22 protein-coding genes and 2 pseudogenes are annotated in these 26003 nt (G+C 73.0%); 6 read left to right on the forward strand and 18 right to left on the reverse strand.

What is annotated here, in order from left to right:
* Window positions 1-84 precede the first annotated feature (84 nt).
* Entirely contained in the window at window positions 85-1881 is a 1797-nt protein-coding gene (locus tag GKE82_RS07235; protein WP_154732842.1) for a M3 family oligoendopeptidase, read from the forward strand.
* On the forward strand, window positions 1878-2801 hold the full coding sequence (locus GKE82_RS07240) for a site-2 protease family protein (RefSeq protein WP_154732843.1): 924 nt from the start codon (window positions 1878-1880) through the stop codon (window positions 2799-2801). Before GKE82_RS07235 ends, GKE82_RS07240 begins: the two co-directional genes overlap by 4 nt.
* Window positions 2802-2814: 13 nt before the next feature.
* Here GKE82_RS07240 and smpB read toward each other — a convergent pair whose 3' ends face one another.
* The 9 genes and pseudogenes from smpB to ftsE all read right to left on the reverse strand — a co-directional run bounded on the left by smpB (window position 2815) and on the right by ftsE (window position 11752).
* The gene (gene smpB / locus GKE82_RS07245; protein ID WP_107569321.1) at window positions 2815-3294 is read right to left on the reverse strand and encodes an SsrA-binding protein SmpB; all 480 of its coding nucleotides are present in this window, start codon (window positions 3292-3294) and stop codon (window positions 2815-2817) included.
* Window positions 3295-3306: 12 nt separating this feature from the next.
* Window positions 3307-4314 carry an SDR family NAD(P)-dependent oxidoreductase gene (locus GKE82_RS07250; protein WP_154732844.1) on the reverse strand — a complete coding sequence of 336 codons (1008 nt, stop codon included), beginning with the start codon at window positions 4312-4314 and terminating at the stop codon, window positions 3307-3309.
* The gene (locus tag GKE82_RS07255; protein WP_196189101.1) at window positions 4314-4976 is read right to left on the reverse strand and encodes a lysophospholipid acyltransferase family protein; all 663 of its coding nucleotides are present in this window, start codon (window positions 4974-4976) and stop codon (window positions 4314-4316) included. Before GKE82_RS07255 ends, GKE82_RS07250 begins: the two co-directional genes overlap by 1 nt.
* Before the next feature lie 108 nt (window positions 4977-5084).
* On the reverse strand, window positions 5085-6746 hold the full coding sequence (locus GKE82_RS07260) for an FAD-binding oxidoreductase (RefSeq protein ID WP_154732846.1): 1662 nt from the start codon (window positions 6744-6746) through the stop codon (window positions 5085-5087).
* A 26-nt stretch (window positions 6747-6772) separates the two neighbouring features.
* Window positions 6773-7093 (reverse strand): S1 RNA-binding domain-containing protein, encoded by a 321-nt coding sequence (locus GKE82_RS28010; protein ID WP_230316541.1) that lies wholly within the window; start codon window positions 7091-7093, stop codon window positions 6773-6775.
* A 143-nt stretch (window positions 7094-7236) separates the two neighbouring features.
* Window positions 7237-8277, reverse strand: a pseudogene (locus tag GKE82_RS28015) (RNB domain-containing ribonuclease); the annotation flags it as partial.
* Window positions 8278-8630: 353 nt separating this feature from the next.
* Window positions 8631-9890, reverse strand: a complete 1260-nt coding sequence (locus tag GKE82_RS07270) for a S41 family peptidase (RefSeq protein WP_154732847.1) — start codon at window positions 9888-9890, stop codon at window positions 8631-8633.
* Window positions 9891-9949: 59 nt separating this feature from the next.
* Window positions 9950-10846, reverse strand: coding sequence for a permease-like cell division protein FtsX (gene ftsX / locus GKE82_RS07275; RefSeq protein WP_154732848.1), 897 nt, complete (start codon window positions 10844-10846; stop codon window positions 9950-9952).
* 15 nt (window positions 10847-10861) lie between these two features.
* Window positions 10862-11752 carry a cell division ATP-binding protein FtsE gene (gene ftsE / locus GKE82_RS07280; RefSeq protein WP_154732849.1) on the reverse strand — a complete coding sequence of 297 codons (891 nt, stop codon included), beginning with the start codon at window positions 11750-11752 and terminating at the stop codon, window positions 10862-10864.
* A gap of 81 nt (window positions 11753-11833) precedes the next feature.
* Between ftsE and GKE82_RS07285 the strand changes: the two genes are divergently transcribed.
* The 3 genes from GKE82_RS07285 to GKE82_RS07295 are packed head-to-tail and all read left to right on the forward strand — an operon-like array spanning window position 11834 to window position 14398.
* Complete coding sequence (locus GKE82_RS07285; RefSeq protein ID WP_107569307.1) at window positions 11834-13084, forward strand: pitrilysin family protein; 1251 nt, start codon at window positions 11834-11836, stop codon at window positions 13082-13084.
* 46 nt (window positions 13085-13130) lie between these two features.
* Window positions 13131-13493, forward strand: a complete 363-nt coding sequence (locus GKE82_RS07290; RefSeq protein WP_107569305.1) for a hypothetical protein — start codon at window positions 13131-13133, stop codon at window positions 13491-13493.
* A 56-nt stretch (window positions 13494-13549) separates the two neighbouring features.
* A complete protein-coding gene (locus GKE82_RS07295; RefSeq protein WP_154732850.1) occupies window positions 13550-14398 on the forward strand; it encodes a hypothetical protein in 849 nt (282 codons plus the stop codon).
* A gap of 66 nt (window positions 14399-14464) precedes the next feature.
* Here GKE82_RS07295 and nadA read toward each other — a convergent pair.
* The 4 genes and pseudogenes from nadA to prfB form a co-directional block, all read right to left on the reverse strand.
* Window positions 14465-15467, reverse strand: a pseudogene (gene nadA / locus GKE82_RS07300) (quinolinate synthase NadA).
* 8 nt (window positions 15468-15475) lie between these two features.
* On the reverse strand, window positions 15476-16177 hold the full coding sequence (gene nadC, locus GKE82_RS07305) for a carboxylating nicotinate-nucleotide diphosphorylase (RefSeq protein WP_309233481.1): 702 nt from the start codon (window positions 16175-16177) through the stop codon (window positions 15476-15478).
* 142 nt (window positions 16178-16319) lie between these two features.
* On the reverse strand, window positions 16320-17798 hold the full coding sequence (locus tag GKE82_RS30625) for an aminotransferase class I/II-fold pyridoxal phosphate-dependent enzyme (protein ID WP_154732851.1): 1479 nt from the start codon (window positions 17796-17798) through the stop codon (window positions 16320-16322).
* 6 nt (window positions 17799-17804) lie between these two features.
* Window positions 17805-18947, reverse strand: a complete 1143-nt coding sequence (prfB, locus tag GKE82_RS07315; protein ID WP_107569290.1) for a peptide chain release factor 2 — start codon at window positions 18945-18947, stop codon at window positions 17805-17807.
* 43 nt (window positions 18948-18990) lie between these two features.
* Here prfB and GKE82_RS07320 point away from each other — a divergent pair, with 43 nt between their 5' ends.
* The gene (locus GKE82_RS07320) at window positions 18991-19461 is read left to right on the forward strand and encodes a hypothetical protein (RefSeq protein ID WP_154732852.1); all 471 of its coding nucleotides are present in this window, start codon (window positions 18991-18993) and stop codon (window positions 19459-19461) included.
* Window positions 19462-19473: 12 nt separating this feature from the next.
* On the opposite strand, the gene GKE82_RS07325 is transcribed toward GKE82_RS07320, so the two are convergent.
* The 5 genes from GKE82_RS07325 to GKE82_RS07345 form a co-directional block, all read right to left on the reverse strand.
* Window positions 19474-20712 (reverse strand): GAF domain-containing protein, encoded by a 1239-nt coding sequence (locus GKE82_RS07325; protein WP_154732853.1) that lies wholly within the window; start codon window positions 20710-20712, stop codon window positions 19474-19476.
* Window positions 20713-20786: 74 nt separating this feature from the next.
* Window positions 20787-23630 (reverse strand): preprotein translocase subunit SecA, encoded by a 2844-nt coding sequence (gene secA, locus GKE82_RS07330; RefSeq protein ID WP_154732854.1) that lies wholly within the window; start codon window positions 23628-23630, stop codon window positions 20787-20789.
* Window positions 23631-23794: 164 nt separating this feature from the next.
* Entirely contained in the window at window positions 23795-24145 is a 351-nt protein-coding gene (gene hpf, locus GKE82_RS07335; protein ID WP_107569282.1) for a ribosome hibernation-promoting factor, HPF/YfiA family, read from the reverse strand.
* Between the two features lie 100 nt (window positions 24146-24245).
* The gene (locus GKE82_RS26835; RefSeq protein ID WP_196189102.1) at window positions 24246-24587 is read right to left on the reverse strand and encodes a ComF family protein; all 342 of its coding nucleotides are present in this window, start codon (window positions 24585-24587) and stop codon (window positions 24246-24248) included.
* Window positions 24588-24751: 164 nt separating this feature from the next.
* Window positions 24752-25987, reverse strand: a complete 1236-nt coding sequence (locus GKE82_RS07345; protein WP_154735015.1) for an IS256 family transposase — start codon at window positions 25985-25987, stop codon at window positions 24752-24754.
* Window positions 25988-26003: the final 16 nt, after the last annotated feature.

A 26003-nucleotide genomic window follows, 5' to 3' on the forward strand; every position in this document is an offset into this window, starting at 1 on the left:
ACTTCGGGCGCACACCGAAGGATGTAGGTGACGTACGCGGGCGGGTCCGAAAGGACCCGCCCGCCGTCGTCTAGATTGGATGTCATGAGCACCACTGAGCTGGACGTCGCCTGGAACCTCGAGGACCTCGTCGACGGCGAGGGCGCCGCCGGTGTCGACCGGCAGCTGGACGAGGCGACGAGCCGCGCCTCCGCGTTCGCGCAGCGGTACGCCGGGAAGGTCGCGCAGCTCGACGGGCCGGGTCTCGCCGAGGCGATGGCCGAGCTGGCCGCGATCACCGACCTCGTCGGCCGCGCCGGCAGCTACGCGTCGCTGCAGTTCAGCGCCGACACGCAGAAGCCCGAGCACGGCGCGCTGATGCAGAAGGTGCAGGAGCGCGGGACCGTGATCGAGACGACGCTCGTGTTCTTCGACCTCGAGTGGGCGGCGATCGACGACGCGCGCGCCGAGGAGCTGCTGCAGGCCGACGGCCTCGAGCAGTGCCGTCACCACCTGCGCACCGCGCGCGCCTACCGGCCCTACCTCCTCTCCGAGCCGGAGGAGAAGCTCCTGGCCGAGAAGGCGGTCAGCGGCCGTGACGCCTGGTCGCGCCTGTTCAGCGAGCTGACCAGCGCCCTGCAGGTCCACCTCCCCGACCAGGACGAGCCGGTCGCGCTCGACGTGGCGCTCAGCCGCCTGCAGGCCGGGGACCGCGAGGTGCGCCGCACCGCCGCCGAGGCCGTCACCGCGGCGCTCGAGCCCGGGCTGCGCACGCGCGCCTACCTCTTCAACACGCTGCTGCACGACAAGGCGGTCGACGACCGGCTGCGCGGCTTCCCCTCCTGGATCTCCTCGCGCAACCTCTCCAACGAAGCCAGCGACGAGTCCGTGCAGGCGCTCGTCGACGCCGTCAAGGGCGCCTACGACATCCCGCGCCGCTGGTACACGCTGAAGGCGAAGCTGCTGGGGATCGACCGGATCGCCGACTACGACCGGGCCGCGTCGGTCACCGGGGACGAGGAGCAGATCCTCTGGGAGGACGCCAAGGACCTCGTGCTCGAGTCGTTCAACGACTTCTCCCCCGTGCTCGGCGACACCGCCCGGCGGTTCTTCGACGAGCGCTGGATCGACGCGCCCGTGCGGCCCGGCAAGCGGGGCGGGGCGTTCTGCGCGTACACGACGCCGACCGTGCACCCGTACGTGCTGCTGAACTACACGTCGCTGCGCCGCGACGTCCTGACGCTCGCGCACGAGCTCGGCCACGGGCTGCACGCCGCGCTGGCGATCCCGCGCGGCCCGTTCGAGCAGCACACGCCCCTGACGGTCTGCGAGACCGCCTCGGTGTTCGGGGAGACGCTCGTCTTCAAGCGCCTGCTCGGGCAGGCCGACACGCCCGAGTCGCGGCTGTCGCTGCTCGCCGGCAACCTCGAGGACGGCATCGCCACCGTGTTCCGGCAGGTCGCGATGAACCAGTTCGAGCACGCGGTCCACACCGCGCGCCGCGAGGAGGGCGAGCTGTCGGTCGAGCGGTTCGGGGACCTCTGGCACCAGACCCAGCACGACCTGCTCGGCGACGCCGTCGAGCTGACCGACGGGTACCGCAGCTGGTGGTCCTACATCCCGCACTTCATCGGCTCCCCCGGCTACGTGTACGCGTACGCCTACGGGCAGCTGCTGGCCCTGAGCGTGTACCGCCGCTACGAGGAGGAGGGCGCGTCGTTCGTCCCCGCGTACGTCGACATGCTCGCCGCGGGCGGCTCCAGGAGCCCCGAGGAGCTCGGGAAGATCGCCGGCCTGGACCTCACCGACCCCGGCTTCTGGACCGCGGGCCTCGGGCTCGTGCGTCAGCGCCTGGAGGAGGCGGAGGAGGCCGCCGAGGCGGTCCTCGCCACCCGCGGATGAGCACCCCGGGCCACCCACCGACCCCGCCGGCGGGCTGGCTGCCACCGGCCGCCGCGCCGGACCCGGCGCGGCGGCCCGACGCGGCGGCGGGCACCGGCCCCGACGACCGACCCGGGCCGCCCGCGGGTGTCCCGTCCGACCCGCCGCCGCGCCCCGACGGCTGGCGGCGCTACGTCGGCCCGGTCGCGGTCGTCGGCGCGTTCCTGCTGAAGTTCGGGAAGGTCGCGTTCGTCGCGCTGAAGGGCGCGAAGTTCCTCACCACGAGTCTGTCGATGCTCGTGTCGATCGCGGCGTACTCGCTGATCTGGGGGATCTGGTTCGCGATCGGCTTCGTCGTGCTGCTGCTCGTGCACGAGCTCGGGCACGGCCTGCAGATGCGCCGCGAGGGGATCAAGACGTCCCCGATCGTCTTCGTCCCGTTCATGGGCGCGGTCATCGCCATGAAGGACCTCCCCAAGGACGCGGCGATGGAGGCGCGCGTCGGCCTCGCCGGGCCGGTGCTCGGGTCGCTCGCCGCGGCGCTGTGCCTCGTCCCCTACGCGCTGACCGGCGACGAGTTCTGGCGGGCGCTGGCGTTCGTCGGGTTCTTCCTGAACCTGTTCAACCTCGCGCCCGTCACGCCGCTGGACGGCGGCCGCGCGATCGCCGCGCTGACGCCGTGGATGTGGTTCGTCGGGCTCGGGCTCGTGTTCGTGATGGTCTTCACGTTCCCCAGCCCGATCCTCGTCCTCATCGCGCTGCTCGGCGCCTTCGACGTGTACACGCGCTGGAAGCGGCGCGCCGAGCCCGGCGGCCGCGAGTACTACCGCGTCCCGAAGGCCACCCGGGCGCGCGTCGCCGCCGTGTACGTGACGCTGCTCGTGGCGTTGGCCGTCGGCATGGACGCGACGTTCCTCGAGCGCGACCTCGACGACGTCTGAGCGCGGGTGCGGCTCAGGCGTAGCCGGCGTCGCGCAGGGCGCGCTGGGTCTCGCGCTCCTGGTCGCGCTTCTTGATCGACTCGCGCTTGTCGTAGGCGTTCTTGCCGCGACCGAGCGCGATCTCGACCTTCGCGCGCGGCCCCTTGAAGTACAGGCGGGTCGGCACGAGCGTCAGGCCCTTCTCCTTGACCTGGAGCTGCAGCTTCTCGAGCTCGCGGGCCTTGAGCAGCAGCTTGCGCGGCCGCTCCGGCTGGTGGTTCTCGCGGGACGCGGGACCGTACGGGGGGATGTGCACGTTGTGCAGCCACAGCTCGCCGCCGGAGACCGCGGCGTACCCGTCCTTGATCTGGGCGGTGCCGACGCGCAGCGACTTCACCTCGGAGCCGCGCAGCACGATGCCGCACTCGAGCGTGTCGAGGAAGTCGAAGCGGAACGCGGCCTGCCGGTTGGTCGCCACGTCCCCGGAGGCCATCTTGCGCTTGCCCTTGGACATCTCCGTCTGAGACTACGCGGTGGCCGCGCCCGGCAGCGGACGCGTCACGAGCCCCTCGGCGACCGCCCACTCCATCGTGCGGCGGAACGTCTCGCGCACCGGCGTGTACTGCAGCCCCAGCTCGCGGGTCGCGCGCGAGCCGTCGTAGCGGTGCCCGTGGAGGATCGTGTCGACGCGCGCACGGCAGATCGGGGAGGTGCGGCCGGTCACGGCGAGCGCGCGCTCGACGAGCGTCGCGGTGCCGCGGGCGAGCGCGGGCGGCACCATCGGCACCTTCCCGCCGACCCCGGCGAGCTCGGAGACCAGCAGCAGCGCCTCGGTCGACGTGATCGTCGCGCCGTTGAGGACGTAGCGCGACCCGGGCGTCCCGGCGGTCTCCGCGAGCACGTGCGCCGCGACGACGTCCTGCACGTCCACGACGCTCACGTAGGTGTCGACGAACGCGCGCAGGCGGCCGTTGAGGTAGGCGATGATGATCGCCCCGTTGCCGCCCCGCCGCGGCGGCCCCTGCACCGAGGACGGGTTCAGCGCCACGACCTCGACCCCGTCGCGCTGCGCGGTCGCGAACGCGACCCGCTCGGCCTCGTGCTTGCTGCGGTCGTAGACGGAGAGGTAGCTGCCGCGGTGCGGGGAGTCCTCCGTGCCGACCGTGCCGTGCGCCTCCCCGAGCGACGCGGCCGACGAGGTGAAGACGACGCGCCGGACCCCGGCCGCGGCGGCCTGGCGCACGACCGTCTCGGTCCCGCGGACGTTGACCGCCAGCAGCCGCTCGGGATCCTTGGGGCAGTGCGAGTTGACGCCGGCGACGTGGTGGACGACGTCGCAGCCCGCGAGACCCTGGGCGACCGCGGCCGCGTCGAGGACGTCGCCGCGCACCACCCGGGCGCCGAGCGCCTGCAGGGCGGCGGCCGCGTCATCGGTGCGGGCCAGCCCGACGACCTCGTCGCCGCGCTCCACGAGCCGTCGGGTGAGCTGCCCGCCGATGAACCCGCCACCGCCGGTCAGGAAGACGCGCGCCATCAGGCCGCCTCTCCCCCGCCCGCGCCGTCGGACGCGGCGGCGTCGGCGCCCGCGCGGGCCGCGCGGCGACGGGCGAGCTTCGGGTCCGGTGTCGTCCGGGCCCCCTGCTGCTCGAGGAACAGGCGGACCTGCTCCATGACCTCGAAGCGGTCGTCCTGCGGCGTGGCGCGGATCGGGGCCCCGAAGGTCACGGAGATCGGGTGGCGCGAGAGCCGCGAGGGCCGCTCCATCCAGCGCCGGCCGGTCGGCATCGCCACGTGGGTGCCCGCGGTGTGCACGGGCACGATCGGCAGCCCGTAGGTGGCGGCGAGCACCGCGGCGCCGGTGCGGAGCTTGCCGACCGACCCGTCGCGGGAGCGGGTGCCCTCCGCGTACACGACGAGCGACCAGCGGTCGTCGATCAGGCGGCGCAGGTGCGCGGTGGCGTCCTCGTCCAGGCCGCCGCCGCGGCGCTCCAGCGGGATCGTGCCGAACGCCAGCGACACGCTGACCGCGAGGTGCTGCTTGGCGTAGAAGTAGTCCGCGGCGGCGGCCACCGCGGTGCGGCGCCGCCAGCGCGGCGGCAGCGAGCGCAGCAGCACCGGGGTGTCGGCGTGGCTGGCGTGGTTGGCGACGAACAGGACCGGCGCGTCGAGCCCGTCCAGGTGCTCCTGCCCGCGCACGGTGCGGTGGCAGTAGAAGGAGATCAGCGGGTCGAAGACCCCGCAGACGATCCCCCTCGCGGGCCAGCCGCGCCGGCGGGGTCCGCGCCCAGGACGTGTCGTACATCGTCAGACGATCTTGCCGGGGTTCAGGTTGCGCCCCGGGTCGGTGCCGTCGAACAGCGCGCCGAGCAGCCGCACGCCCGGCGCGGAGATGTCCTCCTGCAGCCACTGCGCGTGCTCGGTGCCGACGGCGTGGTGGTGGGAGAGCGTCGCGCCGTTGTCGACGAACGCCTGCTGGATCGCCTGCTTGACGACGTCGTACTCGGCGAGCATGTCGCCGCCCGGCGAGGGCGGGAACGCGAACGTGAAGTACAGGCAGGCGCCCGCGTGGTAGCTGTGCGACAGGTGGCACATCAGGTAGCCCTGGACGCCGAGCTGCGCGAACGCGCCGTGCCCGGCCGCGGTCACGGCCGTGTGGACCGCCTGCAGCTTCGACCACGGCATCGCGGTCTCCGACACGTCGGCGGCGGCCCCGCGGTCGAGCAGGAAGTCGCGGATGTACGGCGTGTCGAACTTCTTCTGGTCGTACAGGACGCCCGGGCTCGCGCCGATGCAGAGGCCGCCGTGGCGGCCGACGATCCGCCCGACGCCCTTGCGCTGCGCCTTGACGTGCTCCGGGGAGCCCTCGTAGCCGATGAACGACAGGCACATCTGCTCGAGGTCGTAGCCCTTGCGCTTCTTCAGGAACAGCTGCAGCGCCTTGGACTGGACGGTGTCCAGCAGCGTCGACGCCTTGCGCGTGGCGAACGAGAACTGCGTCTCCGGGGCGTCGGAGACGCGCGTGACCGACGGGGTGTACTCGCTGGCCGCGATCTCCTCCATCGCCGCGAGACCGGCCGCGAAGGTCGGGAACAGGTAGCCGAGGATCGTGCGCTCGGCGGGCAGGCGGCGGACCTGCACGGTCGCCTCGGTGATGATCCCCAGCCGGCCCTCGCTGCCGAGGACCATCTCGCGGATGCTCGGCCCGGTCGACATCGTCGGGTTGGGCTGCACCACGAGCGTGCCGGTCGGGGTGACGACCCGCAGGCCCTTGGTGATGTCCGCGACGTCCCCGTAGCGGTCGGACTGCATGCCCGACGAGCGCGTGGCGATCCAGCCGCCGAGCGTCGAGTGCGTGAAGGAGTCCGGGAAGTGCCCCATCGTGAAGCCCTGCGCGCCGAGCTGCTGCTCGAGGTCGGGGCCGTACACGCCGGCCTGGACGCGCGCGAGCCGCGACGCCGGGTCGATCGCCAGCACGCGGTCCAGGCGGCTCATGTCGACCGACAGGACCGGCCGGGTCTCCTCCGCGGGCGGCTCGATGCTGCCGGAGATCGAGGAGCCGCCACCGAACGGGATGACGACCGCGTCGTGCTCCAGGGCGGCCGCCAGCACCGCGGCGACCTCCTCCTCGGTGCCCGGGCGCAGGACGGCGTCGGGCACGCGCGGCAGGTCGGCGCGACGGGTGCGGATCAGGTCCCGGATGGACTTGCCGCGCGCGTGGATCACGCGGTCCAGCGGGTCGACCGAGACGTGCTCGGCCCCGACCGCGGCCCGCAGCGCGTCGCCCAGCGCCTCGGGGAGGGTGGGCTCGGGCACGCCGAGGTCCTCGAACCGGGCCGGCTTCGCGGTCGCGGTCGTGATGTCGAGGCCGATCCGCTCGCGGATGAAGCCGGCGAGCTGCGGCTTGTCCTCGTGTGTGAACTCGATCCCCTCGAGGCCCCAGCCCCACCACTTCATCGCCTGCGGCATGCCCCTGACCCTACCCGGCAGGGGGTTCAGGACGGCTCCAGGTCCACCCGTCCGCGGGGTGCGTCGATCCCGCGTACCCGGACCCGCAGCGGGTCGCCCAGGCGCACGGCCCGGCTGCGCCCGTCGCTCCGCAAGGCGGTGCCTTCCGGGTCGAGCTCCCACCAGTCGTCGCCGAGCCGGCGCACGGGCACGAAGCCCTCGAAGCCGTCGCCGAACGCCACGAACGCCCCCGCGCCGATGAGGCCGACGACCTCCCCGTCGAACTCGCGGGCGCCCGCGCCCTCGAAGATCCGCCGCTCCAGCAGGAACGCGCGGGCGACGTCGTCGGCGGCGCGCTCGACCTGCATCGCGTCGCGTTCGCGCGCGGACGCCCACAGGCCGGCCTCCTCGAGCCGCGCGGCGCGCGGCGGCTCCTCCCCGCCCCGATCGACGCGAGCAGCGCGCGGTGGCAGACGAGGTCGGGCGAGCGGCGGATCGGGGAGGTGAAGTGGCAGTAGTGGCGCAGGCCGAGCCCGGCGTGCCCGGTGGGCTGCGGGGAGTACGCGGCCTGCTTGAGCGTGCGGAGCACCAGCGACGTGAGCGCGGCACGACCGTGGCCGCGCGCGCGGACGTGCTCGTCGACGCGGCGCGAGACCTCCGCGACGAGGGCCCCGGCGCGCGCGGGGGTCAGGTCGTCGGGCACCGCGGGGACCGGCACGTCGAGCGTGGCGAGCTGCGCGAGGAGCCGCTCGACGCGGGGCGGGTCGGGCTGCTCGTGGATCCGGTACAGGGTCGGGAGCCCGCGCTCGGTGAGGGTGCGGGCGACCTGCTCGTTGGCCGCGATCATCAGGTGCTCGATCAGCCGGTGCGCCTCCGACGCGACGCTCGGCGTCAGCGCGGTGACGTGCCCGGCCCGGTCGAAGCGGAACTCCGGCTCGGAGGACTCGACGGTGAGCGCGCGGCCGTGCGCGTCGCGGCGCTCCTGCAGGGCGGCGGCGACGCGACGCGCGACGGCCAGCGGCGCGCCCCACGGCTCGGCTGCGGTGGCGCGGCCCTCCAGCACGCGGTCGACGTGGTCGTAGTCCAGGCGGGCGTCGCTGCGCACGAGCGAGCGGTGGAACGCGACGCGCACGACGTCGGCGCCGTCGAGGTCGAGCTCGACGGTCACCGCAAGCCGGTCCTCGCCCGGCACGAGCGAGCACGCCTCGTCGGAGAGGGCGTGCGGCAGCATCGGCTCGACGAGGCCGGGCACGTACACGCTCGTGCCGCGTTCCATGGCGATGCGGTCCACCGGCGACCCCGGCCGCACGAACGCGCTCACGTCGGCGATGTGCACCCACACGCGCGCGCGGCCGTCCTCCAGCTCGCGGGCGCTGATCGCGTCGTCGAAGTCCTTGGCGGTGACCGGGTCGATCGTGAACGTCGGCAGGTCCCGCAGGTCCACGCGCGCCCCCGCCCCGGGGTCCTCGCCGCCGAGCACGCGGTCCCGCGCCTGGACGGCCGCGGTGGTCACGCCGGGCGGGAACCGCCGGTGCAGTCCGCGGTGGACCATGAGGCCCTCGAGGACGTGCCGGGCGACCGTCGGGTCGCCGAGCACCCGGTCGATCCGCGGCTTCGCGGCGCGCCCGCCGCCGGCTCCGGTGCGCGCGACGACGAGCCGGCCCGGCCGGGCGTCGTGGTGGGGCGGCACCGCCAGCGGCCGGCCGCGCTCGAACAGCGGCTCGACGAACGTCAGCTTCCCGCGGCGCGCGACGGTGCCGACGAGGAACGGGCGGATCGGTGCGGGCGCACCGTCCCCGTCGCGGCCCCACGCACCCGTGCCGCGCCCCGGACCGCCGCGGCCGCCGCGCCCCGACCCGCCGGAGCCGCCGCGTCGCGGCTGCCGGCCGTGGCCGCGGCGGGCGCTCACAGCTTCTTGCGCAGCTCCGTCAGCGCGCGGTCGAGCCCCTCGTCCTTCGTGGTGTCGAGGTCGTCCTGCGCCCGCACGTCCGGCTGGATGCCGGCGCCCTGCTTGACGCCCTTGCCGCCGAGGTTGCGGCCCTTGGGCGTGAAGTACTGGCCGGCGGTGATGTCCAGCGCGCCGCCGTTGGAGAGCTGGATGACCTCCTGGAAGACGCCCTTGCCGAACGTCTTGGTGCCGACGACCTCGGCGCGGTCGCGGTCCTGCAGCGCGCCGGTGACGATCTCCGACGCCGAGGCGGTGTCGCGGTCGACGAGCACGACGAGCGGGATGTCCTTGGCGACCGGGTCACCGGTCGCGTTGAGGGTCCGCGAGGGCACCGAGCGGCCGCGGGTGCTGACGATCGGCCCGTCGGGCAGGAACGCGCTGGCGACCAGCTGCGCCTCGCTGACGAGACCGCCGCCGTTGCGGCGCAGGTCGAACACGATCCCCTGGGCGCCCGCGGCGAGCGACTTGCGGATCGCCGCGTACACCTCGGCGTGCGCGCCGGAGGAGAACTGCGCCAGGCCGATGACCGCGAGCTTCTTCCCGTCGACCGTCTCGACGCGCGAGGCGACGACCGGCACGCTCACCCGCGCCCGGGTCAGCTCGTAGTCGCGGCGCTTGCCGTCGCGCGACACCGTCAGCGTCACCTTCGTGCCGGGCGGGCCCTTGATGCGGTCGGTCGCCTGGCCGGACTTCTGGCCCTTCAGCGACCGGCCGTTCACGGCGACGATGACGTCCCCGGCCTTCAGCCCCGCGCGCTCGGCGGGCGTGTCGTCGTACACGTCGGAGATCCGCAGGCCCTCCGGGTGCTCGCCGACCGTCAGGCCGACTCCGGAGAACTCGCTGTTCTGCACGTCCTGGAACTGCCGGTACTCGGCGGGCGTGAAGTAGTTGGAGAAGCGGTCGTCCAGCGACTGGACGGCGCCCGCGATCGCCGCGTCGGTGAGCTTCTCGGGCCCGACCTTCGCGTAGTAGCGGTCCTCGATCGTGTCGAGCGCCTCGCGGACCACGCGGGTGTCCTGGTCGCGGACGAGCGCGTCACGGGCGAAGTCGGGCAGGCTGTCCGGGTGCCCGCCGAGGTAGATGCCGCCGGCGAGCAGGGCGAGGCACAGCACGACCGCCACCACGGCGGTGCGCACGAACGGGCCGAGGCCCGCGGGCGGTCGGAGCGGGCCACCGGCCGGATCGTGACCGGGCTGGTGGCGGGGATCGTCGAGCATCACTCCCAGGGTACGGGCTGACCCGTCACCTGCGGATCACCGTGGGCGCCCGGACGCGCTCAGACGCGCAGGAACCGGCGCAGCGACAGCCCCGAGCCGATCGCGCTCACGGCGACGCTGGCGACGAGCAGCAGCGCGGCGAGCGCGCCGAACCCGAGCGTCTCCGGCGTGCCGATCAGCGGGAAGTTCGAGGCGAACGGGTCGACGATCGCGATCTTCCCGACGAGCAGCAGCAGCACGGCGGTCCCGCCGCCCAGGACGCCGAGCACGATGCCCTCGATGACGAACGGCCAGCGGATGAACCAGTCGGTCGCGCCGACGAGCTTCATGACCTCGACCTCGCGGCGGCGCGAGTAGAGCGACAGCCGGATCGTGTTGGAGATCAGCAGCACGCTCGCGAGCACCAGCAGCACGGCGAGCAGGCCGGTGACCCACTTGATCGCGCCGGTGATCGTCAGCAGCTTCTGGGTGTCGTCCTTGCGGTTGCGGACCTCGTCGATCGCGGGATCGATCGTGGAGCGCGCGCCCGACGCGGTGACCGGGGACAGCTCGTCGCGGAGCTTCGGCGCGTTGGCCGGGTCGTCCGGGGTGACGCGGAAGGCGTCGGGCAGCGGGTTGGAGCCCAGCAGCTCGTAGGCCTCCGGGTTCTTCTTGCGCTCGCGCTGCAGCGCCTCGGACTTCGAGACGTACTCGACCTTGCCGACGTAGCGGGTGTTCTCCGTCAGCTCCTGGCGGACGCGCTCGACGTCCGCGTCCTTGGCGTCCTTCTTCAGGTACACGTCGACGAGCACCTTGCCGCGCACCTCGTTGGCGGCGCCCGTGGCGGTCTGGACGATCGGGATGAAGACGCCGAGGACCATGACGGTCAGCAGCACCGACGCGACCGCGGCGGCACTCGGGACGGCGTTGCGGCGCACCGACTGGAGCGCCTCCTTGGCGAAGAATCCGAGCTTCATGGCGTGTGCGTGTCCCTAGTCGCGGAAGGCGGAGTCGAAGTCGTCGTCGTCCGCGCGGCGGCGCGGGGCGGGCGCCGGCTCGCCGCGCATCAGCGCGCCGAACTCGGCGGTCGACTCCTCGCGCTGGCGGTAGCCGCCCGCGATCTCGTCGCGGATGATCCGGCCCTTCTCCAGCTCGATGACGCGACGGCGCATGCGGTCGACCATCGCGTGGTCGTGCGTGGCGACCAGCACGGTGGAGCCCGCGCGGTTGATGCGGTACAGCAGCTGCATGATCCCGATCGACGTCTCGGGGTCGAGGTTGCCGGTCGGCTCGTCGGCGATCAGCAGCGGCGGGTGGTTGACGAACGCGCGCGCCACCGAGACGCGCTGCTGCTCGCCGCCCGACAGCTGGTGCGGGTAGTTGTGGAGCTTCGTCGAGAGGCCCGTGAGGCGCAGGATGTCCGGCACCTTCGCGCGGATCTCCTTGCGGCCCGAGCCGGTCACCTGGAGCGCGTACGCGACGTTCTCGTACACGGTGCGGTTCGGGAGCAGCTTGAAGTCCTGGAAGACGATCCCGAGGTTGCGGCGGTAGTACGGGACCTTCTTGGCGTCGATGTCGCCGAGGTCGCGACCCGCGACCCGGATCGAGCCGGAGGACGGCTCGTGCTCCTTGATCAGCAGGCGCATGATCGTCGACTTGCCCGAGCCGGTGTGCCCGACGAGGAACACGAAGTCCCCGCGGTCGATCGAGAACGTCGCGTTCTCGAGACCGACGTCGCCGGACTCGTAGGTCTTGGAGACGCCCCGGAAGTCGATCACCGACGAGGACGTCGGCGGCGGGGACACGGCCGCGCGCTGGCGGGTGTCGGGCGTCTTGGCGGCTGCGCGGCGGCGCGCGCGCAGGTCTGCTTCCGTGGCGGCCATCGTCCAAGAGGTTTGCAAACCCGGGCGGTCTTCCCTGCCGGTGCACGGGGCCTTGCACGGCGCCCTGCCTACACTGCGTGCATGCCCCAGATCGCCTCGGAGACGCTCGCCAACGGCCTCCCGCTGCACCGCATCCACCTCGACGGCACGCGTGCCACCACGATCCTCGTGGCGTTCGACGCCGGTGCCCGCACCGAGCGGCCCGAGGAGAACGGCATGGCGCACTTCCTCGAGCACCTCGTGTTCAAGGGCGGCGAGAAGTACGACGACTACCGCAAGGTCAACGAGACCGCCGAGCGGATGGGCGGCTCGCTCAACGCGTACACCTCCCACGACCTCGTCGCGTTCCACATCACCGTCCGGGCGGAGAGCGCCCCCGACGCGATCGACCTGCTCACCGACTTCGTCGGCCGACCGAAGCTCGACCAGGACGAGCTCGACCGCGAGCGCGGCGTCGTCATCCAGGAGATCGCCCGCTACGACGACCAGCCGTCCGCGGTCGCCGAGCACCTGATCGACCGGGCCGCGTTCGGCGACCACCCGCTCGGCCGCTCCGTGCTGGGCCCCGCCGAGCACCTGCGGACGTTCACGCGCGACGCGATCGTGGCGTTCCGCGAGCGCCGCTGGACCGGTGCGCGCGGCGGCGCGTTCATCGTCGGCAACACCGACCACGTGGCGGCCAACGGGGCGACCGCGGCGCTGTTCGAGCGGTTCCCCACGATCGGCGAGCCCGAGCCCTACGAGCCCGCGCCCGCGTTCGTGCCGCAGACGCTCGTGGAGCGCCGCGACAGCAACCAGTCGCACCTGCGGATGAGCTACCGGCCCGACATCGACGTCGACGACCGTGCGCAGCGGGCCGCGATGACGATCTACTCGACGCTGCTGGGCGGCTCGATGGGCTCCCGCCTGTTCGACGAGATCCGCGAGCAGCGCGGCCTCTGCTACTCGGTCTACGCGATGGACCACGCGTACGCGGACGTGCCGGTCCTGCAGCTGAGCGCCGGCCTGGACTCCAGCAAGTGCGGCGAGGCGTACGCGCGGATGAAGGAGATCGTCGCCGAGCTGCACGCCGACGGCCCCACCGAGGAGGAGGTCCAGCGTGCCCGCGCCTACGCGGCCGGCCGCCGCGTCCTCGCGTTCGAGAACACCAACGCGGTCGCGCGCTACGCCGCCAACCAGGCGATCGTCCACGGCGAGGACCTCGATCCCGACCGGGCGATCGAGGCGCTGGACGCCGTGACGTTCGACGAGGTGGCGGCGATCGCGAAGAAGGTCGACCCGCAGACCCTGTCGGTCGCCTGCGTCGGCCCGCACGACGCCGACGAGTTCTGATCCCCGGGGTGGCGCGGGCGGCCCGCCTGCGCCACACTGCCCCGCGGTGACCGTCGTGGAGGCGATCAACGACCGTGAGCTGCGCCGCTACGTCCAGCGCGTCGGTGACCGCTGGCCGCTGAGCGCCGCGCACCTCGGTGGGGCGCGCGTCGCGGACCGGCGCGGCGCCGGCCTGCAGCGCGAGCGCGGCGAGGAGTTCGTCGTCGTCCTCGTGTCCGCGGGCTTCGACGGGGTCCCGTGGCTGGAGCGCGTCTACCAGGCCGGCAGCCTCTGGGACGCCCAGGAGATGGGCGACCGCGCCGAGGTCCACTGCTACACCCCCGTGGAGCTCGAGCGCAAGCGCGCCGCGCTGCCCGCCGTTCGGACAGCCGTCGAGCAGGGCCTGGACCTGCTCAACCCCGGCGCCTGAGCGTCCGAGACCCCTCGCAGCGCGGGCATCCCGCCCGCCCGGACACGGAGGTCCCCTTGCGCACGACTCCCCTGGCCGCCGCGGCGGCCATCCTGCTCACGCTGCCGGCGGTCGCCGGCGCCGCGACCCGCGACCGCAACGACGACGGCATCCCCGACTCCTGGGAGAAGCGCCACAAGCTCGCGCTCGTCGCCGGGCAGGACGCCCGCGACCAGGACCACGACGGCCTGACGAACCTCGTCGAGTGGCAGGCGGGCACGAACCCGCGCCGCCGCGACTCCGACCGCGACGGGCGACCCGACGGCCGCGAGGACAGCGACCGCGACGGGCTGCGCAACCGCTTCGAGGGCCCGACCGGGCACGACGCGGGCGAGGCCGACACCGACGACGACGGCGTCAAGGACGGCCGCGAGGGCGCCGGCCGGGTCCGCCGCGTCTCCGGCACGACCGTGACGATCGACCTCGGCGGCGGCCGCACCGCGCGCGCGACGGTCACCGACGAGACCGTGTCGCGCTGCGGGACCGCCGACGACTGGCTCTCGGGCGTGCTCGACCTGCCGCTGGTGGACGACCTGGCCGACGAGGCCGGTGACGCGGTCGGCGACGTCGTCGAGCTCGTCGACGAGGTGCTCCCGGCGCTGCGGTCCGCCGGTGCCGAGGACGACGGCTCCGGGGACGACGGCACCCCCGTCGACGTGCCGTTCGTGGACCTCCCGGCCGACGGCGCGCCGGTCGAGGACGTCCCGACCGAGGACGCGCCCACCGACGAGGGCGACGCGGCGGACACGGCCGACGAGGACGCGTGCCCGGACGGCGCGGTCCAGAAGGGCACCTGGCTGCACGCCTCCGGCCTGGAGGACGGCACCTTCGCCTGGCTGGACGTCGTCTCCGACGAGCAGGACTGAGCGGACCCGACCGGGTCCACGGGGCGCGCGCCGACGGCCACGTCGGCGCGCCCGCGCCCCGGGGCGCTAGCCGATCGCGACCATCCGCTCGATCGGCACGCGCGCCCGCTCGGCGATCGCCGCGGGCACCTTCACGACCCCGGTGCCGTCACGCAGGCAGTCCCGCAGCTTCGGCAGCGTGATCATCTTCATGTAGCGGCAGCTGGCCTCCGCGTTGGCGGGCACGAAGTCGACGTCGGGGGCGGCGAGCTGCAGCGGGTGCAGCATGCCGGTCTCGGTCGCCATGACGACCGTGCGGCCGCTCCCCCTTGGCCTCCTGCGCGTAGTCGAGCATCCCGCCCGTGGACAGCATGTGGACGCCGGTCGCGTCGACGTCCCCGGCGGCCACGTACTCCATGACGCTCGTCGAGCAGCCGCACTCCGGGTGGATCAGGAAGTCGGCGCCCGGGTTGGCCTCGCGCACCGTGGTGATGTCCGACGGCCGGATGCCGGCGTGCACGTGGCACTCGCCGTCCCAGACGTGCATCTTGCGGCCGATCGACTTCTCCACGTAGGCGCCGAGGAACATGTCGGGCCCGAAGAGGATCTCGGTGTCCTGGCCGTGCTCGCGGTAGATGTGCTCGACGACCTTCACGGCGTTGCTCGACGTGACGCAGTAGTCGGTCAGCGCCTTGATCTCGGCCGTCGTGTTGACGTACATGACCGTCACGGCGCCGGGGTGCTTGGCCTGCCACCCCTGGAGCTCCTCGGGCGTGATCGAGTCGGCCAGCGAGCAGCCCGCCTCGAGGTCCGGGATCAGGACCGTCTTCTCCGGGCAGAGGATCGACGCCGTCTCGGCCATGAAGTGCACGCCGCAGAAGACGATCGGGTCGCCCTCCGAGGCCGCGGCCTGCCGCGACAGCCCGAGCGAGTCGCCGACGTAGTCGGCGATGTCCTGGATCTCCGGCAGCTGGTAGTTGTGGGCGAGGATCACCGCGCCGCGCTCGGCGGCCAGCGCGCGCACCTCGCTCTGCAGGGCGTGGATCTCCTCGGGGGACGGAGCGGCGACACCGCCACGGACCGGGGCCATCGGAAGGTTCACGTCAGGGGCTCCAGGATGAGGGACAGGTCCAGGGCCGGCGCCGAGTGGGTCAGCGCACCGACCGAGATGAAGTCTACGCCTGTCGCGGCGCGGGCCCGGACGCTGTCCAGCGTGACGCCGCCGCTGGACTCGGTGTCCGCGCGGTCGCCGACGCGGGCGACGGCCTCGCGCAGCCCCGCCTCGTCGAAGTTGTCCAGCAGCAGCCGCGGGGCTCCCGCCGCCAGCGCCTCGTCGAGCTCGGCCAGGTCGCGCACCTCGCACACGAGCGGCAGGTCGGGGAACCGCTCGCGCGCCGCGCGGACCGCCGCGCCGACGCCGCCGGCCATCGCCGCGTGGTTCTCCTTGATGAGCACCTCGTCGTAGAGGCCGACGCGGTGGTTCGTGCCGCCCCCGTGGGCGACCGCGGCCTTCTCCAGCAGCCGCAGCCCGGGGGTCGTCTTGCGCGTGTCGAGGATCCGCGTGGACGTGCCCGCGACCGCGTCCGCGTAGGCGCGCGTGAGCGTCGCGACGCCGCTGAGGCGCTGCAGGAAGTTCAGGGCGGTGCGCTCGGCGGCCAGCAGCGCGGCGGCGTCCCCGGTGGCGGTCAGCACCAGCGTGCCGGGCGCCAGGCGCTCCCCCTCCGCGACGTGCCAGTCCAGGGCGACGTCCGCGTCGCAGGCGCGGAAGGTCGCCTCGGCCACCGCGAAGCCGGAGAGCACCCCGGGCGCCTTCAGCGTGATGCGCGCGACGGCGCGGGTCCCGGGGGGACGGTCGCGAGCGCGGTGACGTCCCCGGTGCCGACGTCCTCCGCCAGGGCGGCGCGGACGAGGTCCTCGATCTCCATGGCCGGGAGGATGGCAGTCAGTCCGCGGCGAGCACGTGCACGTGCGCGAACGCGGGGTCGCTGGCCCCGTGCAGCCGCGACCCGCTCGCCGCGAGCGCCCGCAGGTACGCGACGGTCTCCGCGGTGATGCGCTCGCCCGGCAGCAGCGCCGGGATGCCGGGCGGGTAGCCGGCGATCGACTCGCACGAGACGCGCCCGACCGCGTCGTCGACCGGGACGCGCTCGGCGCGGCCCAGGAACGCCTCGCGCGGCGGGACGACCATCTCGTTCTCGACGACCGCGGGCGGCGCCACGAGCGCCTCCCCGGTCCCCTCGACGCTGACGACCTTGACGATCTCGTCGATGTCGCCCGCCACGCGCTCCAGCGCCGTCGGCGTCTCCGCCATCCCGACGAGCAGCACGAACGTCGCGTTCGTGGCGAGCTCGACGTTCACGTCGTAGGCGCGCCGCAGGGCGTCCGCCACGCGGTGGCCGGTCGCGCCGGTGCCGCGCACGTCGACGACGATCCGCAGCGGATCCCAGTCCGCGACCCCGGGCGTGCCGACGAAGTCCGCGCCGATCACGCGCAGGCCGGGGACGGTGCCGAGCTTCTCGCGCGTGCGGCCGATCGCGGCGAGCGTCTCGTGCAGCAGCGCCTCGCCGTGCATCGCCAGCTGCCGGCGCGCGGCGTCCAGCGAGGCCATCAGCAGCGAGGACGGCGAGGTCGAGCGCAGCAGCCGCAGCGTCCGCGCGACCGCCTGCGCGTCGATGCGGCCGGTGTCGGCGACGTGGAGGATCGCGCTCTGCGTGAGCGCCCCGACGATCTTGTGGGTGGACGTCAGGACCGCGTCGGCGTCGAGGTGCAGGGCGCTCTGCGGCACGTCGGGGTGGAAGCCGAAGTGCGGCCCCCAGGACTGGTCGACCACCAGCGGCACGCCGTGGGCGTGCGCGACGCGCGCCAGCGCGGCGACGTCCGCGCACATCCCGTAGTAGGTCGGGGACACGACGAACGCCGCGGTCACGCCCTCCCCCGCGCGCGTCAGCGCCTCGTCCAGGCGCTGCGGGTCGACGCCGTGCGCCATGCCGAGCTCGGACTCGACCTCGGGCGCCACGAACGACGGCAGGCCGCCGCTGAGGACGAGGCCGTCGACGAGCGACGCGTGCGAGTTGCGCTGCGCGACGACCTTCGCGCCCAGCGGCGCGAGCGCCAGCGCGAGCGCGTGGTTGCCCTGCGTGGCGCCGTTGGTGAGGAAGAACGACCGCTGCGCCCCGTAGGCGTCGGCGGCGAGCCGCTCGGCCTGCTCGTACGGGGTCGGGGACGACCCGAGGTCGATCCCGTGGATGTCCTGCGGGACGTCGAGGGCCAGCGCGTCGTCGCCGATCGCGTGCCGCAGGCCCGGGTCGGCGCCCGGCCCGCCCTTGTGGCCGGGCACGTGGAAGCGGCCCGGCCCGCGGAACCCGTAGCCGACGACCGCGTCGAGGTACGGCGCGCGCGGCTGGTCCTCCCCGTGGAGCACCGGCGCTCAGACCTCGTCGTCGCCGCCCGCGGCGGTCGGCGCCTTGCCCGCGGCCCGCAGCAGCTCCGCCCGCACGAAGCCGTCGAGGTCGCCCTCCAGCACGCGCTGCGCGTCGCCGACCTCGTGGCCGGTGCGGTGGTCCTTGACCATCGTGTACGGCTGCAGCACGTAGGAGCGGATCTGCGAGCCCCAGGACGCGGACTCCGACTCGCCCTTGGCCTTCGCGATCTCCGCCTTGCGGTCCGCCTCGGCCTTCTCGAGCAGCTTCGCGCGCAGCATCTTCATCGCGGTCTCGCGGTTGGAGGACTGCGAGCGCTCGTTCTGGCACTGCACGACCACCCCGGTCGGCAGGTGCGTGATCCGCACGGCCGAGTCGGTCTTGTTGACGTGCTGGCCGCCCGCCCCGGAGGCCCGGTAGGTGTCCACCCGCAGGTCGTCCGGCTCGATCGTGACGTCCCCGACCTCGTCGACGATCGGGGCGACCTCCAGGCCCGCGAACGCGGTCTGCCGGCGGTTCTGCGAGTCGAACGGGCTGATCCGCACCAGTCGGTGCACGCCCTTCTCGGCGTTGAACAGGCCGTAGGCGTTCTCGCCCTCGGCGCGGAAGGTCGCGGTGGTGATCCCCGCCTCCGCCCCCGGGCTGGCCTCCAGCAGCTCGACCCGGAAGCCGCGCGACTCCGCCCAGCGCATCTGCATGCGCAGCAGCATCTCCGCCCAGTCCTGCGCGTCGGTGCCGCCCGCGCCCGCGTTGACGGTCACGAGCGCGTCCCCGGCGTCGTAGGTGCCCGAGAACAGCCGCGCCTCCTCGAGCTCCGCCAGGCGGGCGGTGACCGAGGCGATCTGCTCCTCGAGCTCGGCGGCGAGCTCCTCGTCCTCGTCGGCGAGCTCGGCGAGCCCGTCGAGGTCCTCGACGTCCCGCTCCAGCGCCCGGAAGCCCTCGAGCCGCTTCGTGGTGCGCGCGTGCTCGGCGCTGACCTTCGGGGCGCGCTCCTGGTCGTCCCAGAAGCCCGCGGCGCCCATCTCCTGCTCCAGCTCGGTCAGCTGGGCGGCCAGCGCGTCGGGCTGCACGTGGGCGCGGAGCTCGTCGAACTGGGTGCGGATCGCCTGCAGGCGCTGCGGTGTGGGCTCGTTGGAGGTGGGGGTCGACATCGACCGTCGAAGCTAGCACCGCGCGGGCGCTATGGTCGGTCGCGTGAACGTGCTGAGCCCCCTCGTGGTGCCGCCGAAGCTCCTCGTCCGCGCGCTCGACGACCTGCACCAGCTCGCCACCGTCGCGGTCCGCGCGTCCGACCAGATCGACCGGCTGCTGACCCTCGGGGAGCGCATCGACGAGCGGACCGCCGCCCTGCTGACGCTCGGCGAGCGGATCGAGGAGCGGACCGACGCGATGCTCGCGCTCGGCGAGCGGATGGAGGGCCACGCCGACGCGATCCTGCGCACCGGTCAGCACCTCGGCGCGCAGGGCGAGCAGCTGATCGCCCACGGCGTGCTGCTCGAGGAGCGCGCGCAGGAGGTCTCCGACCGCGCCCGGGAGGTGCTCGAGGCGCTGCCGCTGCTCGAGAAGGCGATCGGGCTCGCGATGCCGCTGGAGGGCGCGGTCGAGCGGATCGGCCGCGTCGCCGACCGGCTCCCCGGCGGCGGCCAGCGCAAGCCGCGCGGCTGAGCGCCGGGCGGCTCAGGCCCGGGCCGGGTCGCCGACGCTCGACGCCTCGCGGCGTGCGAGGTCACCGGGCGCGATCTGCCCGCCGCCGTGCCCGACCGCCTCGAGCTGGTCGGTGATCAGCCGCCGCGCCCGGCCGAGCGTCTCGTCGATCGCCTCGACGGCCTTGTCGACGTTCCCGGCCGTCGCGAGGTACTTGGCGACGACGAGCCCCTGCACGATGTTGTCGTTGATCTCCAGGGCCGCGCGCTCGCGGTCCTTGCTGAGCCGCTCGGCGCGGTCGATGGCCACGCTCGCCTCGGCGGCGAACAGCAGCGCCGCCGTGCCGACGCGCTCGGCCAGGCCCCGCCGGGGCGCCGTCCAGGCGAGGGCGAGGACGCCGACCGCGCGGCCGTCGCGCAGGATCGGCTGCGCGAGCCCCTGGACGGTGCCGTCGAAGCGGTGGCGGCCGCGGCCCGTCGCGGTGGTGAGGATCGTCTGCGGCCGGCCCGTGCGGTACGCGGCCTGAAGCGCCTCGCGCGCCGGCTCGCCGTTGAACACGAGCCCGGCCTCGGACGCCCCGGCCATCGCGGTCACCTGCATCCCGGCGCCGTCGTCCAGCGGCTCGAGCATGATCACGACGTCGGCGCGCGCGGACTGCTGCAGGCCCTCGCAGGTGCTGCGGCCGAACTCCGACACGTCGGAGAGCCCGCTCGCCATCTGCGCGACCGCCGCGAGGTCGGCCGCCTGGGCGCGGATCGCGCGGGTCAGGCGGGCGATCATGACGCCGCCGACCCCGACGGTCCCCATGCCCATCAGCCAGTAGGTCGCGGCCACGGGCGTGTCGTCCTGCAGCGCCAGCACGGCCGCGTAGAGGGCCGCGGCGAACGCGAGCTGCGCGACCGCCGCGCCGATCCGGAAGAAGTAGCTGGCGTACAGCGCGATCCACACGTACATCAGCGCGTACGCGGCCGCCCCGTCGCCCCCGAACAGCACGCACTGGCTGATCAGGACGGTGCCGAGCGCGAGGATCGTCTGCAGCACGCCGACGCCGAACCGGCCGGCGCCGACGACCAGCGCCACGACGACCCCGACCGCCAGCACGCACGGGATCGCGACGCCGAGCTCCTCGGTGCTCGCGGAGTGCGGCAGCAGCAGCGTGGTGCTGACCAGCAGCGCGCCCGCCCCGTAGAGGAACGCGAGCGCGTGCGCCATCACCGTCCGCTCGGTGGGTGTCGTGCCGTACGGCACGGCTACGGGGTTCGAGGGCGCCATCCGCGGATCCCATCGGCGTCGCCCGGCCCGGACTTGAGCGTCCCGGGGCCGGTGCGACGGCGCATCTCAGCGGCTCAGGCGCCGTGGCACTTCTTGTACTTCTTGCCCGAGCCGCACCAGCACGGCTCGTTGCGCCCGGTCGTCTCGGTGTCGTCGAGGCGGCGCTGCTGGACGGCCGGGACGAGCTCGCGCTCGTCGTCGACGAGGACCTCGCCGCCGCCCGCGGCCTCCTGCAGCGCGCTGGGCTGCTGCGTGCCCGCCCCGCCGGAGTACTGCGCGTTCTGCAGCGCCGGGCCGTCGCCCGCGCCGGCCTGCGCCGGGTCGGCGACCTCGCCCTCGACCTCGACCTGCACGTGGAAGATCATGCGCGCGAAGTCGGACCAGATGGTGTTCATCAGGTCCTCGAAGAGCGTGAAGCCCTCGTTCTTGTACGCGACCAGCGGGTCGATCTGGGCGAACCCGCGCAGGTGGATGCCCTCGCGCAGGTAGTCCATGTCGTAGAGGTGCTCCTTCCACCGCTGATCGATGATCTGCAGCAGCAGGTAGCGCTCCAGGGCGCGCATCAGCTCGTCGCCGAGCTCGGTCTCGCGCGCCTCGTAGCGGCCCAGTGCGTCCTCGGCGAGCCGGTCGACGAGCTCCTCGCGGGAGATGCCGGACGCGATCACCTGGTCGCTGTCGATCGAGACCGGCCAGATGTCCTCCAGCGCGGTCCACAGGCCGTCGATGTCCCACTCCTCGACGTAGTCGCCGGGCGTGTACTCGTCGACGAGGCGCTGCACGACGTCGCCGAGGTTCTCACGGGCGGTCTCGCCCATGTCGCGGCCCTCGAGGACGTCGTCGCGGTAGCGGTAGACGACGTCGCGCTGCTTGTTCAGCACGTCGTCGTACTCCAGGACGCGCTTGCGGATGAGGAAGTTCTGCTCCTCGACCTTCTTCTGCGCCTTCTCGATCTGCTTGGACAGCATGCCCGCCTCGATCGGCTCCTCGTTGCCGTCCGCGTCGAGCGTCCCGAGACGGTCGAGGATCTTGTAGATCCGGTCGCCGGCGAACAGGCGCACCAGGTCGTCCTCGGCGGAGAGGAAGAAGCGGGACTCGCCCGGGTCGCCCTGACGGCCGGCGCGGCCCCGCAGCTGGTTGTCGATCCGGCGCGACTCGTGCCGCTCGGTGCCGATGATGAACATGCCGCCGGCGTCCATCACCTTCTGGCGGTCCTCCTCGACGCGTGCCTCGAGCGCGGGCAGGACGCGGGCGAGCGTCTCCTCGTAGTCGGGGTCGCCGGGCTTCAGCCCGAGCTTGCCCTGCACCTCGACGGCGGCGAGGTGCTCGGCGTTGCCGCCGAGCTTGATGTCGACGCCGCGGCCGGCCATGTTCGTCGCGATCGTGACGGCGCCGAGCTGGCCCGCCTCGGCGACGATCTCCGCCTCGCGCGCGACGTACTCGGGCTTGGCGTTGAGGACCTCGTGCTTGATGCCGAGCTGGTTCAGGCGCTCGCTGAGCATCTCGGAGACCTCGACGGAGATCGTGCCCACGAGGATCGGCTGGCCCTGCTCGTGGCGGGCGGCGATCTCGCGCACCACCGCCGACCACTTGCCGTCCTTGGTCTTGTAGACCTGGTCGTTCTGGTCCATGCGGACCATCGGCCGGTTGGTCGGGACCTGCACGACGCCGAGCTTGTAGATCTTCATGAACTCGGTCGCCTCGGTGAGCGCCGTGCCCGTCATGCCCGCGAGCTTGTCGTACATGCGGAAGTAGTTCTGCAGCGTGATGGTGGCGAGCGTCTGGTTCTCCTCCTGGACGCGCACCCCCTCCTTCGCCTCGACCGCCTGGTGCAGGCCCTCCGACCAGCGCCGGCCGTCGAGGATGCGGCCGGTGAACTCGTCGATGATCTTCACCTCGCCGTCGATCACCTCGTAGTCGACGCCGCGGTGGTAGAGCGACTGCGCCTTCAGCGACTGGATCAGGTGGTTGACGAGGTGCCCGTTGTCGGCCCGGTAGAGGTGGTCGATGCCGAGGAACTTCTCGGCCTTCGCGACGCCCTGCTCGGTGACCGCGACGGTCTTGTGCTTCTCGTCGAACTCGAAGTCGAAGTCCGCGACGAACTCCTTCTTCATCCGCGGGTCCATGTTCTCCGGCTTCTTGCCCGAGACCATGACCTTGGCGAGCTTCGCGAACCGCTGGTAGTCCTCGGCCGCCTGCTCGGGGGCGCCCGAGATGATCAGCGGCGTGCGCGCCTCGTCGATGAGGATGTTGTCGACCTCGTCGACGATCGCGAAGTTGTGGGTCGCGAGCGGCCGGCCGTCCTCGGTGTAGCGGCCGCCGTGCTGGACCTTCTCCTCCAGCGACGTGGCCATGTTGTCGCGCAGGTAGTCGAAGCCGAACTCGGAGTTCGTCCCGTACGTGATGTCGCACGCGTAGGCGGCGCGCTTCTCCTCGTAGGGCTGCATGTTCTGCAGGATCCCCACGGTCAGCCCGAGGAAGTGGTAGAGCGGCGTCATCCACGACGCGTCGCGGCGGGCGAGGTAGTCGTTGACCGTGACGACGTGGACGCCCTTGCCGGCGAGCGCGTTGAGGACGACGGCGAGCGTGCCGGTCAGGGTCTTGCCCTCACCGGTCTTCATCTCGGCGATCTGCCCGGAGTGCAGCACCATGCCGCCGATGAGCTGGACGTCGAAGTGCCGCATGCCCATCGCGCGGCGTGACGCCTCGCGGGTGATGGCGAAGCACTCCGGCAGGACGGCGTCGAGCGAGTCGCCCTCCTCCTGCACGCGCTCCTTCAGCTCCTGGAAGCGCTCGCGCAGGACCTCGTCGCTCTCCTGCTCGAGCGTCTCGGCGAAGGCCCCGATGGACGCCACGCGCTTCTCGTAGGACTTGAACTGCTTCTTCTCGCCTGCATTCAGCGCGCGATCAAGGAGACCCATGGAGCGAGGGTACCAGCGCAGCGGTGCCCGCCGACCCCGTGGGAATCGGCGGGCACGCTGTGGGTGAGAGGGCTCTGGGCCTGGCGGCGAGGCGGCGCCGCGCCGCGCCCTGCTGCCCTCCGTGACGCCCCCGGCAAGGGGCGCATGGGTTCAGGTCGTGTGGGTCAGGTCAGCTGCCCGAGCCGCTGGCCGAGGCCGCCCATGGCGTGGGCCTCGCGACGGTGCCGGCGGACCTCCTTGCGGCGCTTGACCTGGCGGCCGAGCTCCTCCTCGCAGAGGTTGATCGCGTGGCGCAGGTCGCGCGCGGAGTCGTGCGCCCGCAGCGTGCAGCCCTTCATGTGGAGCGTGATCTCGACGACGAACCGCTCCGGGATCCGGGGATTCGCCTCCTCGGAGAGATGGACCTCCAGCACACCCCCCTTCACCTGCCGTTCGATCTTCGCGAAGCGCTTCCGCACGTGCTCACGGAGGTCCTCCGTGACCGGGACGTTGCGGCCCTTGCACTCGATCTGCATCCCATGACCTCCTGGGTCGGGTTGGCGGTGTGGGACGACCATAGCCCCACCCGCACCGAACCGCAACACGTCATTGCGTCCATCTGTGATAAGGGCTCGATCAGGCCCCGCGGAGGGCCCGGACGGCGGTCACCGCGAGCACCTCCGGGACACCGCCCTGCCGCAGTGCGCGGGCGCACGCGTCGAGCGTCGCGCCCGTGGTGTGGACGTCGTCGACGAGGACCACGCGGCGACCGGACGGCAGCCGTCCCGGCCGGGCGTGCACCGACAGCCGCGTGCCGGCAAGCCGCTCGGCGCGCCCGGCGCCGAGCTGGTGGTCCGCGCGCCCCCCGGTGCGGCGCAGCGCCCCGGCGGCCACGGGCGCCCCGGTGCGACGCGCGAGACGGCGGGCCAGCAGGCCCGCGTGGTCGTAGCCGCGGCGCCGGCGCCGGCCCGGAGTCAAGTCGCGTGTTGTGGTGTAGCTCGCTCGTCGGGTACATCGCGGCGTGTCAGGCCGTGTGGAGGGGGCTCTTCTCCTCTCGGATCGCGTTGGGGGTGTCGCTGAGGTGAGCCCGGAGGGCGAGCCGAGGCGAGACCCCCAACGCGTGCAGCCTCCAGCGGAGGGGGTCAGGCCGCAAGGCTCGCGACCTCCAGGTCGTGGACCTCGTCGGCGTCCTCGATGGGGCCCGCCAGGACGACCGCCATCGACTCTTCGGAGAGGTAGCGCCGGCAGGTCAGCCACTCGTCGTTCTGCTCGATCAGGACGGCGCCGCAGAGCCGGATCGCGGACGCGTCGTTGGGGAAGATCCCGACGACATCCGAACGCCTGCCGATCTCCTTGTTGACCCGTTCCAGCGGGTTGGTCGAGCGCAGCTTGCTCCAGTGCGCTTTCGGGAACGCGTAGAACGCCAGGAGGTCCTCTTCGGCAGCATCGAGCAGCTCGCAGACCTTCGGAGCGACCGGTGCGAGGCGATCGAGCAGTTCGCCGACGCGGCGGCGCGCCTCGGTGCCGTCGGCGGCCTGGAAGACCTCGCGCAGGCCAGCGCTGATCAGGCCGCGCTCGTTGCGGCGGCAGTGGCCGTGCATGTTGCGGACGAAGTGCACGGTGCAGCGCTGCCACGGCGCGTCCAGGACCTGCGCGATCGCCGCCTTCAGGCCTTCGTGGTGGTCGCTGATCGCGAGCTGCACCCCGTGCAGCCCACGGGCTTTCAGCGAGCGCAGGAACGCCACCCAGAACGGGCCCGACTCGACCTGGCCGATATCCAGGCCGATCACCTCCCGCACCCCGTCCTGATTGACCGCGTAGGCGACCACCAGCGCCTTCGAGACAACCCGGCCGCGCTCGCGGACCTTGACGTGCTTGGCATCCAGCCACAGGTACGGATAGGCGTCCGTGAGCTCGCGCTCACGGAACTCGGCCACCAGCTCGTCCAGATCACGACAGAGCCGGCTGACGCGGTCCTTGCTCATCGCCCCGATCCCCAGCTGCTCCACCAGCCGATCGACCTTGCGGGTGCTGACGCCGTTGACGTAGGCCTCCATCACCACGCTCACGATCGCCTGCTCACACCGGCTCCGAGGCTCCAGGAAGCTCGGGAAGTACGACGGCCCGGACCGCGTCCTGGGGATCGCCAGCTCGATGCTCCCCACCCGGGTGTCCCACGCCCGCTGGCGGTACCCGTTGAGATTCGCGACGCGGTCCTCGGACCGCTCACCGCGGCCCGCCCCGGTCAGCTGCGCGACCTCGGCCTCCATCAACTCACGCACGACCAGCGCGACCGCGTCGCGCAACAGATCTCCGTGCTCGCCGCTCATCGCTCGCGCAACGACATCGGCAGGGGTCATCATCCGGTCCTCGGCCATCGTGGTGCTCCATTCA

It is taken from the genome of Conexibacter sp. W3-3-2, from assembly GCF_009707605.1.
Classification (GTDB): Bacteria; Actinomycetota; Thermoleophilia; order Solirubrobacterales; family Solirubrobacteraceae; genus Paraconexibacter; species Paraconexibacter algicola.

Coding starts and splice junctions, on each gene's coding strand:
- secA (WP_154732854.1), bottom strand. CDS start 23,630: ATGGGTCTCCTTGATCGCGCGCTGAATGCAGGCGAGAAGAAGCAGTTC.
- GKE82_RS07345 (WP_154735015.1), bottom strand. CDS start 25,987: ATGGCCGAGGACCGGATGATGACCCCTGCCGATGTCGTTGCGCGAGCG.
- prfB (WP_107569290.1), bottom strand. CDS start 18,947: ATGTCGACCCCCACCTCCAACGAGCCCACACCGCAGCGCCTGCAGGCG.
- GKE82_RS07270 (WP_154732847.1), bottom strand. CDS start 9,890: ATGCTCGACGATCCCCGCCACCAGCCCGGTCACGATCCGGCCGGTGGC.
- ftsE (WP_154732849.1), bottom strand. CDS start 11,752: ATGGCCGCCACGGAAGCAGACCTGCGCGCGCGCCGCCGCGCAGCCGCC.
- GKE82_RS07325 (WP_154732853.1), bottom strand. CDS start 20,712: ATGGCGCCCTCGAACCCCGTAGCCGTGCCGTACGGCACGACACCCACC.
- GKE82_RS07285 (WP_107569307.1), top strand. CDS start 11,834: ATGCCCCAGATCGCCTCGGAGACGCTCGCCAACGGCCTCCCGCTGCAC.
- smpB (WP_107569321.1), bottom strand. CDS start 3,294: ATGTCCAAGGGCAAGCGCAAGATGGCCTCCGGGGACGTGGCGACCAAC.
- GKE82_RS07240 (WP_154732843.1), top strand. CDS start 1,878: ATGAGCACCCCGGGCCACCCACCGACCCCGCCGGCGGGCTGGCTGCCA.
- GKE82_RS07235 (WP_154732842.1), top strand. CDS start 85: ATGAGCACCACTGAGCTGGACGTCGCCTGGAACCTCGAGGACCTCGTC.
- GKE82_RS28010 (WP_230316541.1), bottom strand. CDS start 7,093: ATGCAGGTCGAGCGCGCCGCCGACGACGTCGCCCGCGCGTTCCTGCTG.
- GKE82_RS07250 (WP_154732844.1), bottom strand. CDS start 4,314: ATGGCGCGCGTCTTCCTGACCGGCGGTGGCGGGTTCATCGGCGGGCAG.
- hpf (WP_107569282.1), bottom strand. CDS start 24,145: ATGCAGATCGAGTGCAAGGGCCGCAACGTCCCGGTCACGGAGGACCTC.
- GKE82_RS07260 (WP_154732846.1), bottom strand. CDS start 6,746: ATGCCGCAGGCGATGAAGTGGTGGGGCTGGGGCCTCGAGGGGATCGAG.
- ftsX (WP_154732848.1), bottom strand. CDS start 10,846: ATGAAGCTCGGATTCTTCGCCAAGGAGGCGCTCCAGTCGGTGCGCCGC.